This window comes from Paraburkholderia sp. BR10923 (genome assembly GCF_040948765.1).
GTDB lineage: Bacteria > Pseudomonadota > Gammaproteobacteria > Burkholderiales > Burkholderiaceae > Paraburkholderia > Paraburkholderia youngii.
In genome coordinates this window covers 99,294-117,539 of sequence record NZ_JBFPKO010000017.1, presented here as the reverse complement: position 1 = coordinate 117,539, position 18,246 = coordinate 99,294, and the positions used below count along the sequence as shown (strand labels likewise).

The window sequence follows — 18,246 nt, the reverse complement described above, 5'->3', positions numbered from 1 at the left end:
GGCGCGTGAGTGGCCGGATCAGACTTGCGGGGCTTGCGTTTTGCTGCCGGGCATCGGAATGAAGCCCGTGACTTCGAGACCATAACCCGACATGCTGCCGAGCTTACGAGGGTTCGACAGCACCTGCATCTTGCCGACGCCGAGTTCGCGCAGAATCTGTGCGCCGACGCCGTAGGTCTTGAAGTCGACCGGGCGGCGCTTCAGGGCGTCCGCTTTTTCCTTCGAGTCGAACGCCTTGAAGACGTCGATCAGATGGTCTTTCGAGTCGCCGCAGTTCAGCAGCACGACCACGCCGATATCGCGTTCCGCGATTTCTTTCATCGCCGCATCCAGCGTCCACGAGTGCGTGGATTCGCCGACTTCGAGCAGATCCAGCACCGACAGCGGCTCGTGCACGCGCACCGGCGTGTCGCGATCGGGCGATGGCGTGCCGCGCACCAGCGCGATATGCGGCTGGCCGCTCGGCTGGTCGAGATACATGACCGCGCGAAACGCGCCGTGCGCGGTTTGCATCGTGCGTTCGCTAATCCGCTCGACGATCGATTCCGTGCGGCTGCGATAGTGGATCAGATCGGCGATCGTGCCGGTCTTCAGGCCATGCTCCTTGCCGAACTCGAGCAAGTCCGGCAGACGCGCCATCGTGCCGTCGTCCTTGATCACTTCGCAGATCACCGCGGCGGGCGTGAGGCCCGCGAGCCTCGTGAAGTCGCAGCCGGCCTCGGTATGGCCGGCGCGCACCAGCACGCCGCCCGGCTGGGCCATGATCGGGAAGATATGGCCGGGCTGCACGATGTGTTCGGCCTTTGCGTCCGGCGCCACCGCGGCTGCGATCGTGCGGGCGCGGTCGGCTGCCGAGATGCCGGTCGTCACGCCTTCGGCCGCTTCGATGCTGACGGTGAACGCGGTGCCGTACTGCGTGCCGTTGCGGTAGGTCATCAGCGGCAGATTCAGCTGTTTGCAGCGGTCCTGGGTCAGCGTCAGGCAGATCAGGCCGCGGCCGTAGCGAGCCATGAAATTGATCGCTTCCGGAGTGACAAACTCGGCGGCGATCACGAGGTCGCCCTCGTTTTCGCGGTCTTCTTCGTCGACGAGGATCACCATCCGGCCGGCTTTCAGTTCGGCGATGATCTCTTGGGTGGAGGCGAGCGTCATGTTGGCGAGTTTTTCGGGAAAGCGCGTATTTTACGCCACGCGCGGGTCCAAGTCGCCTCCGCCAGACGACATAGGCGGTTTGGCCGATTGACGAAGAGCGGGGCGTGGTTGCCATCGCGGCCCGCTTTACGGACTGCAATAGTGCGGAACGGTACTTGCGCCGCAGCAGGCAGCTTCGTCTCACTACCATCCGGAGACTGCAATGTCGAGGACCGTCGGCGATTGCATCACTGTAAGGCGTCACGCGCACGTCCAAGGAGCGCGGCCATGAGGCGCGGCGTCACGAGCGGGGGCTCGTCGCAGGCGCCCGTCACCGCGCTGCGCGCGAGCGCGTACCGGATTCCGACCGACGCGCCGGAAGCCGACGGCACGTTCGCGTGGGAGGCGACCACGCTGGTCGTCGTCGAGGTCGACGCGGGCGGCGACACCGGCATCGGCTACACGTACAGCGACGCCTGCATCGTCGCGCTGATCCAGGGCGCGCTCGCCGCCTGCGTGCTGAGTCACGACGGCCTGGACGTCGGCGCGCATTGGCAACGGCTACAACGCCAGGTGCGCAATCTCGGCCGCGCGGGACTGGCCGCCACCGCCATTTCCGCGATCGACTGCGCACTGTGGGACCTGAAGGCGAAGCTGCTCGGCGTGCCGCTCGTCGGGGTACTCGGCGCGCTGCGCCCGACCGTGCCGGTCTACGGCAGCGGCGGCTTCACCACGTACACGAACCAGCGCTTGCAGCAGCAGTTCGCTGGCTGGGTCGCGCAGGACGGCTGCCGGTGGGTCAAGATGAAAATCGGCAGCGAGCCGGACAAGGACCCCGCGCGCGTCGCGGCGGCGCGCGAGGCGATCGGCGGCGCGGGCCTGTTCGTCGACGCGAACGGCGCGTTCACGCCGCAGCGGGCGCTGTACTACGCGCAACGCTTCGCCGAGCACCAGGTGAGCTGGTTCGAGGAGCCCGTGTCGTCGGACGACGAAGCGGGCCTGCGCACCGTGCGCGAGCACGCGCCGGCCGGCATGGAGATCGCCGCCGGCGAATACGGCTACACGCTCGACGATTTCCGCCACCTGCTCGCGACCGGTGCCGTCGACGTGCTGCAGGCCGACGCGAGCCGGTGCGGGGGCATCACCGGCTTTCTGCAGGCCGCCGCGCTGTGCGACGCGTATCACGTGCCGCTGTCCGCCCACTGCGCGCCGGCGCTGCATCTGCACGTCGCGTGCGCGGCGCCGCGCTTGCGCCACCAGGAGTGGTTCCACGACCACGCCCGGATCGAAGCGATGCTGTTCGACGGCGCGCCGCGTTTGCGCGATGGCCAGATGGAGCCGGACCTGTCGCGGCCCGGTTGCGGGCTCGAGTTCAAGCATGGCGACGCCGCGCGCTACCTCATCAAATAAAGCAAGCCAGAACAAGGAAGCGATATCGATGAGCTCCTCAAGCGTACCCGGATTGCTGTACACGGCGGCGGCCATTGCTGCCGTCGCGACGTTGGCCGCGCGCGGCGCGCGAGAACCCGAGCCGCATCCCGAACCACGCGGGAGCGGCCTGCGACACCGCGAGCGTCGAGCCTCCGTGACGTTCCCGGCGCGTGTGCACACGAGAAAACCCACTGACGAGGTCCAGGCACACGTCGAAGCGGCTCGCACCTTCAACCATAGCTCCGCGCTGCTCGCGCTGTCGGTGCTCGCCGACAGCGCGATGGAGCACTATCGCGGCTCGTTCGACAATCCCGCGATGTTCGCGCCGCTCGTCAGTGCGAGCCTGTCGCTCGCCGCGGGGCTGCATGGCGGCGCGGATCGTCGCGGCCAAACGCATCGCGCACGCCATGCGGTCTATCTGGGCGCGGCGGCGACCGGCATCGCCGGCACGGGGTTCCATGTCTACAACGTGATGAAGCGCCCGGGCGGCTGGAGCTGGAACAACCTGTTTCACGCGGCACCGCTCGGCGCGCCGATCGCGTTGCTGCTGTCGGGCGCGCTCGGTGCCGTCGCCGAACGGCTGCGCGACCAGCCCGCCGCCGACCCTCGACTGCTCGGCATGCCGGCCGGTCAGGCGCTCGGTCTGCTGGTCGCGGCCGGTCTCGTCGGCACCGTGGGGGAGGCCGCACTGCTGCATTTTCGCGGCGCGTTCCAGCATCGCGCGATGTACGCGCCGGTCAGCATTCCGCCCGTCACCGCGGCGCTGCTCGCGCATGCCGCGCTGGCCGCTCCGCGCGAGCGCTGGTACACGCGGCTGTGGTTGCGCATCACGACCGCGCTCGGCTTTATCGGCGCGGGTTTTCACGCGCGCGGGATCGCGCGTCGCCAGGGCGGCTGGCGCAACTGGAGCCAGAACCTGTTCGACGGGCCGCCGCTGCCCGCGCCGCCGAGCTTTTCCGCGCTGGCGCTCGCCGGGCTCGCCGCGCTGCGTCTGCGGGAGACTGAAAAATGACCCACCAACCACGCTCGACCCGAGCCACCCGCTATCCCGGCTACGACGTGCTCGACAAACGCGCGACGCCGTCGTGGGACGCTCACACCCGCGCAGTGATCGCCGAACGCCTCGCGACACCGCTCGAGCCGCGCTTTTTCAGCGCCGTCGAATGGCTCGCGGTCACGTCGCTGTGCGCGCGCATCGTGCCGCAAGCGAACGCGCATCCGGTGGTGCCGCTCGCCGCGCTGCTCGACGCTCACCTCGCCGGCAACAGCAACGACGGCTACCGCGACGCCCGTTTGCCGCCGATGCGCGACGCCTGGCGCATCGGCCTCGCCGCGCTCGATGCCGAATCCCGCGAGCGCGGCGGCCTGCCGTTCGCGAGCCTCGCGCAGGACGCGCAGATCGCGCTGCTCGGCGACATGCAGCGCGGCGAACTGACGAACCCCGCGTGGCGCGGCATGCCGTCGAAGCTGTTTTTCAGCGAGCGGGTGCTGCACGACATCTGCGGGCTCTACTACTCGCATCCGCACGCGTGGAGCGAGATCGGTTTCGGCGGCCCGGCGAATCCGCGCGGCTACGTGCGCATGTACCTGAACCGGCGCGATCCGTGGGAGGCGATCGAATCGACGCCCGACACGCACGAGCAGGCCGCGAGGGAGAGCCGCCGTGTCCGATGACGCGCAGCAACGGCCGCGCGGCAAGGACGGCCGCGCCCCCGACGTGTTCCAGCGCGGCGGCTGGGTGCCGATGCGCACGTACTCCGACGGCGAAGAAGTAGATTTCGCGATCGTCGGCACTGGCGCCGGCGGGGGCACGCTCGCGTGCCGGCTCGCGGAGCAAGGCTTCAGGGTAGTCGCGTTCGATGCCGGCGCGTGGTGGCGTCCGCTGGAAGAGTTCGCTTCGGACGAGGCGCATCAGGAAAAGCTGTTCTGGACCGACGAGCGCATCTGCGACGGCGACAATCCGCTGAAGCTCGGCCACAACAACAGCGGCAAGGCGGTCGGCGGCAGCACGGTCCATTTCGCGATGGTGTCGCTGCGTTTTCGGCCCGAGTGGTTCAAGTCGCGCAGCGTGCTCGGCTATGGCGCCGACTGGCCGCTCGACTGGCGCGAGATGTGGCGCTACTACGGCGAGGTCGAGGACGCGCTGAAAATCTCCGGACCGGTCAACTATCCGTGGGGTCCGAAGCGGCCGCGCTATCCGTATCGCGCGCATGAGCTGAACGCGGCGGCACTGGTGCTCGCGCGCGGCGCCGAGGCGCTCGGCATCGGCTGGTGCCCGACGCCGCTCGCAACCATCTCCGCGCCGCGCGGCCGCGCGCATCCGTGCGTGTACCGCGGCTTTTGCGTGTCCGGCTGCGCGACCAACGCGAAGCAAAGCGCGCTCGTCACGTGGATTCCGCGTGCGCTGCGTGCCGGCGCCGAAGTGCGCGATCTGGCGATGGTCGGCCGCGTCGTCACCAACGACGCGGGGCTCGCCACCGGCGTCGAATATCTGCGCGAAGGGCATTGGCGATTCCAGCGCGCGAAGCACGTGGTGGTGGCCGGCTACGCGATCGAAACGCCGCGCCTGTTGCTGATGTCGGCCAACAGCCGCTTTCCGGATGGACTCGCGAACAGCTCGGGACTCGTCGGCAAAAACCTGATGGCGCAGTCGAATCAGGCCGTCTACGGCACCTTCGACGAAGACATCCGCTGGTACAAGGGCCCGCCGTCGCTCGCGCTCACCGAGCACTGGAACTACGAAGACAAGGGCAAGGACTTCTTCGGCGGCTACTGCTACATGAGCCAGGGGCCGCTGCCGAACGGCTGGGTCGCGGTGCAGAACGGCCGTGGCTTGTGGGGTGACGCGCTCGGCGCGGAGATGCTCAAGTACAACCACCAGGCGGGGCTGAAGATCGTCGGCGAGATGCTGCCGCAGCAGCGCAACCGCGTGACGCTTGCAGACGAAAAGGACCAGTACGGGCTGCCGATCGCGCGCGTCACCTATTCATGGTGCGACAACGACAAGCGGCTCATCGCGCATTCGCTAGACTTCATGGAGCAGGCGCTCGCAGCCGCGGGGGGCAACGAGATCTGGCGCGAGACCGACGACACCTGCCATCTGAACGGCACCGCCCGCATGGGCGACGATCCGGCGACGAGCGTAGTCGATGCGGACTGCCGCAGCTGGGACATCCGCAACCTGTGGGTGTGCGACGGCTCGGTGTTTCCGACCGTCGGCGGCGTGAATCCGTCGTTGACGATCCAGGCGATCGCGTGCCGCACTGCCGACCGCATCGCCGCGCTGGCCGCGCGCGGTGAGCTATAGGTTTCGCATCGTTCGCCGGATGGAGGCTTGTATGAAGCGCACCTGGGCGATCATCGGGGTCGATGACGTGGCTCGCAGCTTCGGCTGGTATCAGCAACTGTTCGGTCAGCCGCCGACGTCGCCCGCTCACGACGACTTCGGACAGATCCGCGACACGGACGGCACCGTGTTGCTGTGTCTGCATCAGTGGGGCGCGCATGAACACCCAACGTTGACGAGCCGCGACAATGGTCTACCCGGCAACGGCCTGCTGCTGTTTTTCCGGGTGGACGATTTCGATTCGTGCGTCGCGCGGGCCCGGGCGCTCGCCGATCGCTTCGAAGAACAGCCGCGCATCAATTCGCACACGGGCACGCTGGAATTCGCGCTGCGCGATCCGGACGGGTACTACGTGATGGTCAGCGCGCTGTCCGAGGCGTGAGGCTTTGTCGCCAGTCACACCTACCGCGCACAACATGCTCCGCGAGCATCGAAGCTTGGCGCAGATCATGTTCGCGGCGAGAAAACGGCCTCTTTTTCAATGCGCAGCATGCATGGTGCGACGCAAAATCCATAGAAGGGCCGGGGTTGTGAGCCTCACCATACCTTGAGGGTATGAAAGAGGACGGGAAAAGTATTGGACGGGCTAAATGGGCGAGGGGTATAAAAACATCCAATGAACTCACTTCCCGCCGCAGCCGCCATGACCCAAGCGACCATCGAACGTATCGAAACCCGCCTCGTCGATCTGCCGACGATCCGCCCTCACAAGCTGTCGGTCGCCACGATGTACGGGCAGACGCTGATGCTGGTCAAGGTGTACTGCAGCGACGGCATCGTCGGGATCGGCGAAGGCACCACGATCGCCGGCATGGCCTATGGCCCGGAAAGCCCCGAGGCGATGAAGCTCGCGATCGACGCCTACTTCGCCCCGGCGATGATCGGCAAGGACGCGACGCAGATCCAGGCGCTGATGGCGCACCTCGGCAAGCTGGTCAAGGTCAATCATTTCTCGAAGAGCGCGCTGGAAACCGCGCTGCTCGACGCGCAAGGCAAGCGCCTCGGCGTGCCGGTGAGCGAGCTGCTCGGCGGACGTCGCCGTGAGCGCCTGCCGGTTGCGTGGACGCTCGCGTCGGGCGATACCGCGAAGGACATCGCCGAAGCCGAGCACATGCTCGACGTGCGCCGCCACAAGGTCTTCAAGCTGAAGATCGGCGCGAAGGAACTGAAGGCCGACATCAAACACGTCGCCGACATCAAGAAAGCAGTCGGCGAGCGCGCCGCGGTGCGTGTCGACGTCAATATGGCGTGGAGCGAGACCCAGGCCGCCTGGGCGATTCCGGCGCTGGCCGAAGCGGGCTGCGATCTGGTCGAGCAGCCGGTTGCATCCGCCGCGGCGCTTGCGCGCCTGATGCGGCGCTTCCCGGTCGCGCTGATGGCCGACGAAGTCCTGCAAGGTCCGGACAGCGCGTTCGAGATCGCGAAGAACGGCGGCGCCGATGTGTTCGCGATCAAGATCGAACAGAGCGGCGGCCTGTTCGCCGCGCAGCGCGTGGCCACGATCGCCGATGCCGCCGGCATCGAGCTGTACGGCGGCACGATGCTCGAAGGCGCGTTCAGCACGGTCGCGTCGGCGCATCTGTTCGCGAGCTTCGCGAACCTGCAATGGGGCACCGAACTGTTCGGGCCGTTGCTGATCACCGAAGAAATTCTGACCACGCCGCTTGATTACAGCGACTTCGAACTGACCGTGCCGAATGGCCCGGGTCTCGGCATCGAACTCGACGAGGCGAAGGTCAAGCGATTCACTCGAGACGGGCTGATGAAGGTCACCCGCTAAACGGATTCGGATCAAGAGGAGTCAACGATGCTTTTCCATGTGCGAATGGACGTGAACCTGCCGGTCGACATGCCGGCCGAAGTGGCGAACGAAATCAAGACCCGCGAGAAGGCTTACTCGCAGGAACTCCAGCGTAGCGGCAAGTGGCGTCATATCTGGCGCCTCGTTGGCGAGTACGCGAATTACAGCATCTTCGATGTAGAGAGCAATGCCGAACTTCACGACATTCTGTCCGGTTTGCCTCTGTTCCCGTACATGAAGATTTCGGTGACGCCTCTGTGTCGTCACCCGTCGTCGATTCGGGACGACGACATCTGAGCCCAGGGGCCAGGCGCTGTTTGAAGGCGAGCGCATCCAAAGCCATCTTTTCCCCCTATACCAACTGGAGACAGTCATCGTGAGCGTCAAAGTATTTGAAACCAAAGAAGTGCAGGATCTGCTGAAGGCCGCTTCCAACGTCGATGCCGGTAACGGCAACGCACGTTTCCAGCAGATCGTTTTCCGTCTGCTGGGTGACCTGTTCAAGGCAATCGATGACCTCGACATCACGCCCGACGAAGTCTGGGCCGGCGTCAACTATCTGAACAAGCTCGGCCAGGACGGCGAAGCAGCGCTGCTCGCAGCCGGCCTCGGTCTCGAGAAGTACCTCGACATCCGCATGGACGCCGAGGACAAGAAGATCGGTCTCGAAGGCGGCACGCCGCGCACGATCGAAGGCCCCCTGTATGTGGCCGGCGCGCCGGTGCGCGACGGCGTGTCGAAGATCGACATCAACGCCGACGAAGACGCGGGCCCGCTCGTGATCCGCGGCACGGTCAAGGATCTGGACGGCAAGCCGGTCGCCGGCGCGCTCGTCGAGTGCTGGCACGCGAACTCGAAGGGCTTCTATTCGCACTTCGATCCGACCGGCGCACAGACCGAGTTCAACCTGCGCGGCGCGGTGAAGACCGGCGCCGACGGCAAGTACGAGTTCCGCACGCTGATGCCGGTGGGCTATGGCTGCCCGCCGCACGGCGCGACGCAGCAACTGCTGAACGTGCTGGGCCGTCACGGCAACCGTCCGGCGCACGTGCACTTTTTCGTGAGCAGCGACGGTCATCGCAAGCTGACCACGCAGTTCAACATCGAAGGCGATCCGCTGATTTGGGACGACTTCGCGTATGCAACGCGCGAAGAGCTGATTCCGCCGGTCGTCGAGAAAACCGGTGGCGCGGCCCTGGGCCTGAAGGCGGATGCGTACAAGGACATCGAGTTCAACTTCACGATCACGCCGCTGGTTCAAGGTAAGGACAACCAGCTCGTCTATCGTCTGCGCGCTTCGGCCGAAGCGTGATCGCACGAGGCGGCGCCGTGGCGACACGGCCGCCGCCTTTCGTTGCCAACGGCCGGCAGTCCTGTCGGCCGGACCAATCCCCTGAAGCGTCGAGGAGTCGACGGTGTCGAGCAAACTTCGTGAGCAGGCAGCGCACGATGTCGCGTTCGTGCTGCCCGAGCGGGCTCACGATCTGGCGCGCCTGCTGATTCTGATCGACGACAGTGAGCCGGTCGTCACCGTCGTCGGCAAATACAACCACGGCAAGAGCAGCCTGCTCAACGAGCTGTTGGGCCGCGATGCGTTCGCGGTGTCCGACCGGCGCGAAACGGTGCGCCTGTCCGACAGCGTGCACCAGGGCGTGCGCTGGCTCGACGCGCCGGGACTCGACGCCGACGTCGGCAGCGAAGACGACCGCGAAGCGTTGCGCGCCGCGTGGCTGAAGTCCGACATTCGCCTGTTCGTGCACGCCGCGAAAGAGGGCGAGCTCGATGCGAAGGAACGGACGCTGCTGACCGAGCTCAACGCCGATCGCGTCAGGACCGGGCGGCAGACGCTGTTCGTGCTGTCACAAGTCGACCAGCTGCCCGACGACGCCGCGTTGCGGAACATCGGCGCAGCGATCGACCGGCAGATGCCCGGCATCACGCTGAACGCGGTGTCGTCGATGCGGCATCGCAAGGGGCTCGACGGCGGCAAGAAACTGCTGCTTGAAAAGAGCGGCATCCCCGCGCTGCATACCGCGTTGCGCGCGGAACTCGCGCGTGTGCCGGGTGCGCGCGCTCACGAAACCACGCTGCTGATCGGCGAAATCCGCGACGAACTGCAACGGCTGCGCGCGGCACGGCTGACGTCGCTGGAGATTCTGCGCACCACGCAGCAGCAACAAAAGCAGGCCTTCGATCGGAGCCTCGCGGCCGTCATCGACAAAGTCAGCGGGGACATCGGCGCGATGTTGAATGCGCTCGGCACCGATCACGCGATCGTGCCCGATACCGCGAAGGACGCCTACGCGATCACCGCGGGCAAACTGGAGCGAGCGCGCATCCAGATCGCGTACTCGCGCGCGTGCATCGAGATCGATGCGATGCTGGCCGGGCACGGTGTCATCGGTCTGCCGGCGGAGCAGCACACCGCGGCGAAAAGCCTGAACTCGGTGATGATCGCGGTGATGGGCGTGTCGGTGAAGTTTCGCAAGGATCTGCGCCGCATGTTCTGCGAAGCGACGGGACGCGAACGCATGCAGCGCGAGTTCACGCACTACTACGAGTTGTCCGCCGACCGCAAGGCGCTTGCCGTGCAGATCGCCGATACGCAAGCAGCGCTCGTCGCATCGGACGACGCGACGGCCGCGATGCGGATACTGGAGGCGCGCGCATGAAAGCCGACGCGAGCCACGAGCAACGATTCATCGCCGAGGTCGATGCATTCGACTTCATCGCCGAGGATACCGACGCGCTGCTGCATGCGCTGAACGACTGGCTCGCGAAGCTGAACGCCGAACTGCGGACCGGCTGTTTGACGTGCGACGGCTTGCACGCAAACAACGCACTGGCCATTCAGGCCGACACGATCAGCACGCTGCTGCGTGACAGCGTGCAAGCATCGATGCAACAGTGGTCGAGCCTCGAAGCAGTTCGAAACCTCGCCGATCATTTCGACGATCAGGCACTGCTGCTCGTGTTCGGCAAGTTCAACGCGGGCAAGAGCTCGTTCTGCAATTTCCTCGCCGAGCGCTTCGCCGCGCACGAGCGCAGCGTGCAGTATTTCCATGTGGATGGGGGCCGCGTCGTCGAGACATCGGAGCCCTTTACCGAAGGCGCGACCGAAACGACTTCGCGGCTGCAGGGCGTGCGTCTCGGCGCAAAGCTGGTGCTGCTCGACACGCCGGGATTGCATTCGGTGACGCCGGAAAACGCAGCGCTAACGCAGCGCTTCACCGATAGCGCCGACGGTGTGTTGTGGCTGACCAGCTCCACCTCGCCCGGCCAGGTGCAGGAGCTCGACGAGCTCGGCCGCGAATTGCATCGGAACAAGCCGCTGCTGCCGGTCGTGACTCGTAGCGACGAGTACGAGGAAGACGAAGTCGACGGCGAACTCGTCAAGTGTCTGGGCAACAAGAGCGCGTCGCGTCGCGCGCTGCAGGAGCACGACGTCAGCGTGCGGGCGGAACACAAGCTCGTCGCGATGGGCGTCGACAAGGCGCTGCTGAAACCGCCGGTGTCGGTCTCAGCGTATGTGGCGCGCGAGGCGGGGCAGACCGCGGCGGCCATGAGTGACGCGGGCTTCGAGCGACTGTACGCCGCGTTGCTCGACATCGCCGGACCGGCGCTCGCGTATAAACGGCGCAAGCGGGCCGAGGTGCTGCTGCATCATCTGGAAGAGAATGTGCTCGGCAACCTGCGAAGCGATGTGCTGCCGTTGCTTGCCGAACTTGGCGAGTCGTCGCAGGCGGCGCTCGAGCGGCTCGAGCAACAGCAGGAGCAGCTGGCCAACGCGGTGTGGCGCGGCATCGTGCCGACGCTGCCCGCGTTGCTCGATGCGCATGCGGCGACGCGTGACGCGATCGGGCTGTGCAATGCGCTGTCGCAATCGATATTCGAGCTGTATCGGCGCGAGGCAGACAGGCTGCTGGGCGATTATCTGATCGAGCCCGACGCTTCGCTCGCACGCATCGAACTCGCTGACGATGCCGGTTTCGACGATATCGTCGTCGAGCGTTTGGTCGGAAATGGACCGATGACCGAGGTCGCGGGCGTCGACTATGGCCGCCTTCACGCCGCGCTCAGCCGCGCGATTCGCGAGTGCGTGCTGAATCTGTCCAACCATGCCGCGCAACGGTGCCGCGCGTCGATCGCTCAGTTGATGAAGCTCGCGCGGCGTCTTGCAGCGTCGTTAGCGACGCATGAGGAAGGCTTGCTCGATCTGAAGTCGCAGGTGCGATCGGAATCTGTCTGACGCGCCGTGCAAATGCCGTGTCTCACCGTTCTCATCGCGCGGCATCGGATTGGAGCGCTTGACCGCCTCGACGGCGCGCGATTACTTCAACGATTGATCGCCATCGCGCGGCGCATTGAGCATTCGCTCCACATACCGCGCAATCAGATCGATTTCCAGATTCACTTTCACGCCATCGCGCAGATGCTTGAGCGCCGTTACCTGCACGGTATGCGGAATCAGATTGATCGAAAACTCGCAGCCGTCATCGCGATCAGCGACGGAGTTCACGGTCAGGCTCACGCCGTTGACCGTAATCGAACCCTTGTACGCGAGATAGCGGCCGATGTCGCGCGGCGCGAGGATGCGCAGCTCGTGCGATTCGCCGACCGGCGCGAAACGCGTGACGGTACCGAGCCCGTCGACGTGTCCGGACACGATATGTCCGCCGAGCCGGTCATGCGCGCGCAGCGCTTTCTCGAGATTGACCTCGCCGGTTTCGCCGAGACCGGCCGTGCGGTTCAGGCTTTCGCGCGATACGTCGACTTCGAACGAATGAGCGGTCTTCGCGACCACCGTCATGCAGGCGCCCTGGATCGTGATGCTGTCGCCGAGCTGCACGTCGGCGAGGTCGAGGCCGCCAGCTTCGACGTTCAGGCGTACGCCCGCGTCGCCGCCCGCGCCGAGCGGCTTGACTGATTCGATGCGGCCCACTGCCGCGACGATTCCTGTAAACATCGTGCTAATCCTTGATCATTTCGAAACGGTGGGGGACACGGCGTCGGTCCCGGGTACGGCCGCCTGCGCAAAGCGCGCGAGAATCCGCAGATCGTCGCCGATCCGCTCGACCGTGTGGAAATTGAGCTTCACACGGTCTTCGAGCAGGTCGGGCGCGTCCAGATTGAACATGCTCATCGAGTCCACGCCGAGCAGGCTCGGCGCCAGATAGACGAGCAGTTCATCGACGCAGCCTTCGCGCAGCAGCGAGCCGTTCAGCTTGTAGCCGGCTTCGACGTGCAATTCGTTCACGTTGCGCTCGCCGAGCACGCTCAGCATGCGCGGCAGATCCACTTTGCCGAACGCGTTCGGCAGCGGCACGATCTCGGCGCCGCGCTCGCGCAGCGCAACCGCGCGTTCTTCGAGACGCGCATCGAGCTCGCCGCAGAAAATCAGCGTCGGCGCGCCGGCCAGGATCTGCGCGTCGAGCGGCACGTCGAGCTGGCTGTCGATCAGCACGCGGTGCGGCTGGCGCGGCGTATCGACCGCCCGCACGGTCATGCGCGGATTGTCTTCGCGCACGGTGCCGATGCCCGTCAGGATCGCCGACGCGCGCGCACGCCACGCATGACCGTCGGCGCGCGCGGCCGCGCTCGTGATCCACTGGCTCTCACCCGAAGGCAAGCCGGTGCGGCCATCGAGCGATGCCGCCACCTTCATGCGCACCCACGGACGGCCGCGCGTCATGCGCGACACGAAGCCGATGTTCAGCTCGCGCGCTTCGTTTGCGAGCAGCCCGCAGCGCACTTCGATACCGGCTTCGCGCAGCATCGCGAGACCGCGGCCGGACACCTGTGGATTGGGATCTTCCATCGCCGCGATCACGCGGCCGATCTGTGCTTCGATCAGCGCGCTGGCGCACGGTGGCGTGCGGCCGAAATGGCTGCACGGTTCGAGCGTCACGTAGGCGGTCGCGCCGCGCAGGTCGTGGCCGCGCGAGCGCGCGTCCTTCAGCGCGCGAATCTCGGCGTGATCCTGACCGGCAGGCTGCGTGTAGCCTTCGCCGATCACCTCGCCGTTTCTGACGAGCACGCAGCCGACGCGCGGATTCGGGTCGGTCGTGTACATGCCGCGCTTCGCGAGCGCGAGCGCGCGTTCCATATGGACGAAATCGGTTTGCGAGAACATCGGTGTCCGTTGTGGTGCGGTGTCTGGGTCGTGCGGGTTGCGGCTTTTGCCTGAAGTCCGGGTTTAGCCCTTCAACGCTGCGAACGCGCCGCGCGCGGCGTCGATCGTCGCGTCGATCACTGCGTCGTCGTGCGCGCTCGACACGAAGCCCGCCTCATACGCGGACGGCGCGAAGTACACGCCCGCGTCGAGCATCTTGTGGAAGAACGCGTTGAAGCGCGGCACGTCGCTCTTCGTGACGTCGGCGAAGCTCGTCGGGATCGATTCGCGGAAGTAGATGCCGAACATGCCGCCGAGCGCATCGGCTGCGAACGGCACGTTTGCTTCGCGGGCGACCTGCGCGAGCCCTTGCGCGAGACGCGTGGTGCGCGCGGCGAGCGTGTCGTAGAAGCCGGGCGCCTGGATCAGCTGCAGCGTCTTCAGGCCGGCCGCGACCGCGATCGGATTGCCCGACAGCGTGCCCGCCTGATAGACGCCGCCGAGCGGCGCGAGGTGGGCCATGATGTCGCGCCGTCCGCCGAACGCCGCCGCCGGCATGCCGCCGCCGATCACCTTGCCGAGGCACGTAAGGTCCGGCGTGATGCCGTAGAGCTGCTGCGCGCCGCCGAGCGCAACGCGGAAGCCGCACATCACTTCGTCGAAGATCAGCACCGAGCCGTACTCGGTGCACAGTCGCCGCAGCGCCTGCAGGAATTCGGGGGTCGCGCGCACGAGGTTCATATTGCCCGCAACCGGCTCGACGATCACCGAGGCGATCTCGTTGCCGAACGCCTCGAACGCTTCTTCGAGCTCGGCGACGTTGTTGTATTCGAGCACGGTGGTGTGCTTCGCGATATCGACCGGCACGCCCGCCGAGGTCGGATTGCCGAAGGTCAGGAGGCCCGAGCCAGCCTTTACGAGCAGGCTGTCCGCATGGCCGTGATAGCAGCCTTCGAACTTGACGATGCGGCTGCGGTTCGTGAAGCCGCGCGCGAGACGCAGCGCGCTCATCGTCGCCTCGGTGCCGCTCGACACCATGCGCACCTGTTCGATCGACGGCACCAGCTTGCAGATTTCCTCGGCGATCTGGACTTCCGACTCGGTCGGCGCGCCGAACGAGAAGCCATTCACGAGCACGCGCTGCACGGCTTCGAGCACTTCGGGATGAACGTGGCCGAGGATCATGGGACCCCACGAGCCGATGTAGTCGGTATAGCGCTGGCCGTCCGCGTCCCAGAAGTACGGGCCTTGCGCGCGCTCGATGAAGCGCGGCGTGCCGCCGACGGAACGGAAAGCGCGCACCGGCGAATTCACGCCGCCGGGGATCGTGCGTTGCGCGCGTTCGAAGAGGGTTTCGTTTCTGGACATGGCGATGGCTGGAATAGGGAGCAAGGGTTGCGCAGCGGCGCAAAGGGCCTCGGACGATTCCCGCGGACACTTCGCGCGATGCTGGGATGGATCGAGAAATTGTACCGGACTCGGCGCCGGCGGGCTGTGCGTGCGGGCGGCCGCGGCGGCGGGAATTTCAGGCCCGGCTGCCCGGTGCGGGCAGCGCCGGCGGCTTGCGCTTGCCGGTCAATTCGGCCCAGCGCTTCTCCAGCGCGCCTTCGGCGATCGGCTTGATGATCGTGCCCGAGCTTTGCGCATCCCACGTCTGCACCGAGAACGGATGCACACGCAGCTGATCGCGCGGGATGACCGGCGCATGATGCGCATCGACGAGCCAGTCGTAGACGAAGTCGATGCACAGCCGGTAACCGCGTTTGGTCGACGCGTCGGGGACTTCGTACGGCGCGCGCGTCACGTAGCCCGAACCGAAGATACCCTTCGGCTCCTGCGCGACGCGATGCAGGAACACGCGATCGCCGGGCAGGATACCGCGCGCGAAGCCGCAGCCCCACGCGTCGGTCACCGCTTCGCCGGCCGCCACGCGTTTCGCGATGTCGGGCAGCTCGGGCCACGGCCATTTTTTGGGGCTCCAGATCAGCAGAAAGGCGGTCATCGCGGGTTCGAACGGGAGCGGGGGAAGGGGGTGGGCATGCAGGCGGCAGCTTAACCGATCGACGGTGTTTGCGCCGCGCGGCGCTGCCTCGCGCACAGTCAGCGGGTTAACCGTCGCGTACAATCGAGGCGGTCAGCTGATGGCCGTTTCCGCTTCACCCGTTCCGCTGCCGATGCCGGCGCGGCGTTCCATCCGGATTTCCCATGTCTCACGTCGTCAAACGCCGGCCCGATGGCCGGCTGATCCTGTTGCTCGGCGCGCTGGCCGCGTGCGGGCCGATTTCCATCGACATGTATCTGCCGAGCCTGCCGACCATCGCGCAGGCTTTCGCGGTCGGCACGGGCGCCGCGCAATCGACGTTGACGAGCTTCATGTTCGGCTTCTCGATCGGCATGCTGCTCTACGGTCCGCTGTCCGATACGTATGGCCGTCGGCCGATCCTGCTTGGCGGCATCATCATGTATGCGCTCGCGAGCATCGCCTGCGCGCTGTCGATCTCGATCGGCTCGCTGGTCGGCTTTCGCTTCGTGCAGGCGTTGGGCGCGGGGGCGGCGTCGGTGCTGGCTCGCGCGATCGCGCGCGACGCGCACGAGCCCGGCGATGCGGCGCGCGTACTGTCGATGATCGCGATCGTCACTGCGATCGGTCCGCTGCTCGCGCCGCTGATCGGCGGACAGTTGCTGCTGCTGGGCGGCTGGCGCGCGGTATTCGTCGCGCTGACGCTGTTCGGGGCCGTGTGCGCGGTGACCGCATTCCTGAAGGTGCCGGAGACGTGGCCGCGCGAGATGCGCGCGCAGTCGGCGCTGCTGAAGTCGTTCGGCGCGTATGGCACGCTGCTGCGCGATCCGGTCGCGTGGGGACATATGTTGTGCGGCGGCATGGCGTTCGCGTCGATGTTCGCGTACATCACGGCGACGCCGTTCGTCTACATCGAGTATTTCCACGTGTCCGCGCAGCACTATGGCTTCCTGTTCGCGCTGAATATCGTCGGCATCATGTTCGGCAATTACCTGAATACGCGGTTCGTCGGCCGGCTCGGGCCGGTGCCGATCATCTCGTTTGCGGCGACCGTGAGCTTCGTCGCGTCGCTGTTCGTGTCCGTCGTGTCGCTGACTGGGTGGGGCGGCTTGTGGTCGATCGTGTTTGGCCTCTTTTTCGTCGTCAGCGTGGTGGGCGTGTTGTCCGCCAACTGCACGACCGATCTGATGCATCGCTATCCGGTCAACGCAGGTGCCGCGGCGGCCGTGTTCGGCGCGGTGCAGCTCGCGCTGGGCGCGTTGTCGAGCCTCGCGGTCGGACTGTGGCAGGACGGCACGCCGAAGGGCATGGGCATCGTGGTCGGCGTGGCGGGCTGCCTGTGCTTTGTCGGACGCAGGCTCGTGATGCGCTGGAACGGGACGAAGTCGCCGGTTGCGGCTGTGTAGCGTGTGCTGTTTGGGTATTGAGGTCGAGCACTGCGCGGGCGCTGTGAAAACGGCGTGAAAGCCATATGACGCTCGAGCTACACGGGCTGTCGGTATCGACCGACGCGTGAGTTCACCGGGCGCGTCTCCGGAAAACACCTGGTGTTGCGCGCGCACCACCGTGCGTCGCGGTTTGCATTGCTATGATGAAGTCACTGTTCCTCGGAGCGGCAATCATGGCGATCAAAGACCTGATAAACGGCGAACGGCAATTTGCCGCATTCGCCGAAGCACAACGGCTGGCCGACAGCGGCGCTTACTACGATTACACCGACATCGAATATGTGTTGCGCTTTGATCACGGGTTGACGGATGTATCGGCTCTGCTCGATAGCCAGCTGATGCATCGCGATCTGAATCGCCGTTGTGCCGATGCGCGCGAGAAGCTCGAGATCGCGGATGCGTGATGCGCGGGTTTGCGCTGAATGAAGCACGGCGATGAACCGCTCCGGGAATTTCACTTCTGGAGTGGTTGATGACCGATAGCACGCACGCCTCACGTTTGCCTCACACCGACAACCCAGCCGCGCTGGCCAAACCCGGCGGTCACTACAGTCATGTCGCGGTCGCGAATGGCTTCGTCTTCGTGTCCGGGCAATTGCCGATCAATGCGCAAGGCGACAAGCTTGCCGATGCGTCATTCGACGCGCAAGCCGAACAGGTTCTGGCCAATGTGAAGGCGGCGCTCGAAAGCGTCGGCAGCAGCGTCGCGCAATTGGTGCAGGTGCGCGTGTATGTCGTCGATGTCGAACATTGGGCTAGCTTCAATCAGATCTACGCGCGCTGGGCCGGTGAGGCCAAATCGGCGCGCGCGGTTGTGCCGGTGCCGCAGTTGCACTATGGGTTCAAGATCGAGGTTGAGGCGGTGGGGGTGGTTTAGTTCGGGGTGGTGCAAGCGAGTACCTGAAGCTTCGCAGGCTTTTCTCGTTTTCACGATCAGATCCTGCCGAAGCACGCGGC

Annotated in this window: 18 protein-coding genes; 13 read left to right on the top strand and 5 right to left on the bottom strand. The window is 66.0% G+C overall.

What is annotated here, in order from left to right; translation table 11 throughout:
- Positions 1–18: 18 nt before the first annotated feature.
- Complete coding sequence (gene ribBA / locus AB3X94_RS27350) at positions 19–1,152, bottom strand: bifunctional 3,4-dihydroxy-2-butanone-4-phosphate synthase/GTP cyclohydrolase II (RefSeq protein ID WP_368590429.1); 1,134 nt, start codon at positions 1,150–1,152, stop codon at positions 19–21.
- 267 nt (positions 1,153–1,419) lie between these two features.
- Here ribBA and AB3X94_RS27345 point away from each other — a divergent pair, with 267 nt between their 5' ends.
- From AB3X94_RS27345 to AB3X94_RS27300, 10 genes are all read left to right on the top strand, one after another.
- Positions 1,420–2,541: an enolase C-terminal domain-like protein gene (locus AB3X94_RS27345; RefSeq protein WP_368613220.1), complete on the top strand. Its 1,122-nt coding sequence runs from the start codon at positions 1,420–1,422 to the stop codon at positions 2,539–2,541.
- Positions 2,542–2,569: 28 nt separating this feature from the next.
- Positions 2,570–3,574: a hypothetical protein gene (locus tag AB3X94_RS27340; protein WP_368613219.1), complete on the top strand. Its 1,005-nt coding sequence runs from the start codon at positions 2,570–2,572 to the stop codon at positions 3,572–3,574.
- On the top strand, positions 3,571–4,236 hold the full coding sequence (locus AB3X94_RS27335) for a gluconate 2-dehydrogenase subunit 3 family protein (RefSeq protein WP_368613218.1): 666 nt from the start codon (positions 3,571–3,573) through the stop codon (positions 4,234–4,236). The genes AB3X94_RS27340 and AB3X94_RS27335 overlap by 4 nt, the downstream gene beginning before the upstream one ends.
- Entirely contained in the window at positions 4,226–5,869 is a 1,644-nt protein-coding gene (locus AB3X94_RS27330; protein WP_368613217.1) for a GMC family oxidoreductase, read from the top strand. The genes AB3X94_RS27335 and AB3X94_RS27330 overlap by 11 nt, the downstream gene beginning before the upstream one ends.
- A gap of 31 nt (positions 5,870–5,900) precedes the next feature.
- Positions 5,901–6,290 (top strand): VOC family protein, encoded by a 390-nt coding sequence (locus AB3X94_RS27325; RefSeq protein WP_368613216.1) that lies wholly within the window; start codon positions 5,901–5,903, stop codon positions 6,288–6,290.
- Between the two features lie 261 nt (positions 6,291–6,551).
- The gene (locus AB3X94_RS27320) at positions 6,552–7,688 is read left to right on the top strand and encodes a muconate/chloromuconate family cycloisomerase (RefSeq protein WP_368613215.1); all 1,137 of its coding nucleotides are present in this window, start codon (positions 6,552–6,554) and stop codon (positions 7,686–7,688) included.
- 27 nt (positions 7,689–7,715) lie between these two features.
- The gene (catC, locus tag AB3X94_RS27315; RefSeq protein ID WP_013090220.1) at positions 7,716–8,006 is read left to right on the top strand and encodes a muconolactone Delta-isomerase; all 291 of its coding nucleotides are present in this window, start codon (positions 7,716–7,718) and stop codon (positions 8,004–8,006) included.
- A gap of 79 nt (positions 8,007–8,085) precedes the next feature.
- Complete coding sequence (gene catA, locus AB3X94_RS27310; protein WP_176105309.1) at positions 8,086–9,021, top strand: catechol 1,2-dioxygenase; 936 nt, start codon at positions 8,086–8,088, stop codon at positions 9,019–9,021.
- A gap of 103 nt (positions 9,022–9,124) precedes the next feature.
- Positions 9,125–10,381, top strand: a complete 1,257-nt coding sequence (locus AB3X94_RS27305; protein ID WP_368613214.1) for a GTPase — start codon at positions 9,125–9,127, stop codon at positions 10,379–10,381.
- Positions 10,378–11,958 (top strand): GTPase, encoded by a 1,581-nt coding sequence (locus AB3X94_RS27300; RefSeq protein ID WP_368613213.1) that lies wholly within the window; start codon positions 10,378–10,380, stop codon positions 11,956–11,958. The genes AB3X94_RS27305 and AB3X94_RS27300 overlap by 4 nt, the downstream gene beginning before the upstream one ends.
- A gap of 81 nt (positions 11,959–12,039) precedes the next feature.
- Here the strand turns inward: AB3X94_RS27300 and AB3X94_RS27295 are convergent, their stop codons facing one another.
- The 4 genes from AB3X94_RS27295 to AB3X94_RS27280 form a co-directional block, all read right to left on the bottom strand.
- Positions 12,040–12,675 (bottom strand): riboflavin synthase, encoded by a 636-nt coding sequence (locus tag AB3X94_RS27295; RefSeq protein ID WP_184226352.1) that lies wholly within the window; start codon positions 12,673–12,675, stop codon positions 12,040–12,042.
- A gap of 15 nt (positions 12,676–12,690) precedes the next feature.
- A complete protein-coding gene (gene ribD, locus AB3X94_RS27290; protein ID WP_176124409.1) occupies positions 12,691–13,842 on the bottom strand; it encodes a bifunctional diaminohydroxyphosphoribosylaminopyrimidine deaminase/5-amino-6-(5-phosphoribosylamino)uracil reductase RibD in 1,152 nt (383 codons plus the stop codon).
- A 63-nt stretch (positions 13,843–13,905) separates the two neighbouring features.
- Positions 13,906–15,189: a glutamate-1-semialdehyde 2,1-aminomutase gene (gene hemL / locus AB3X94_RS27285; protein WP_368613212.1), complete on the bottom strand. Its 1,284-nt coding sequence runs from the start codon at positions 15,187–15,189 to the stop codon at positions 13,906–13,908.
- 157 nt (positions 15,190–15,346) lie between these two features.
- Positions 15,347–15,823 carry a hypothetical protein gene (locus AB3X94_RS27280; protein WP_176105314.1) on the bottom strand — a complete coding sequence of 159 codons (477 nt, stop codon included), beginning with the start codon at positions 15,821–15,823 and terminating at the stop codon, positions 15,347–15,349.
- A gap of 203 nt (positions 15,824–16,026) precedes the next feature.
- On the opposite strand from AB3X94_RS27280, the gene AB3X94_RS27275 reads away from it, so the two are divergent.
- The 3 genes from AB3X94_RS27275 (at position 16,027) to AB3X94_RS27265 (ending at position 18,166) form a co-directional block, all read left to right on the top strand.
- Positions 16,027–17,247: a Bcr/CflA family multidrug efflux MFS transporter gene (locus AB3X94_RS27275; protein ID WP_176105315.1), complete on the top strand. Its 1,221-nt coding sequence runs from the start codon at positions 16,027–16,029 to the stop codon at positions 17,245–17,247.
- 215 nt (positions 17,248–17,462) lie between these two features.
- Positions 17,463–17,693, top strand: coding sequence for a hypothetical protein (locus AB3X94_RS27270; protein WP_176105316.1), 231 nt, complete (start codon positions 17,463–17,465; stop codon positions 17,691–17,693).
- A 68-nt stretch (positions 17,694–17,761) separates the two neighbouring features.
- Entirely contained in the window at positions 17,762–18,166 is a 405-nt protein-coding gene (locus AB3X94_RS27265) for a RidA family protein (protein ID WP_368613211.1), read from the top strand.
- Positions 18,167–18,246: the final 80 nt, after the last annotated feature.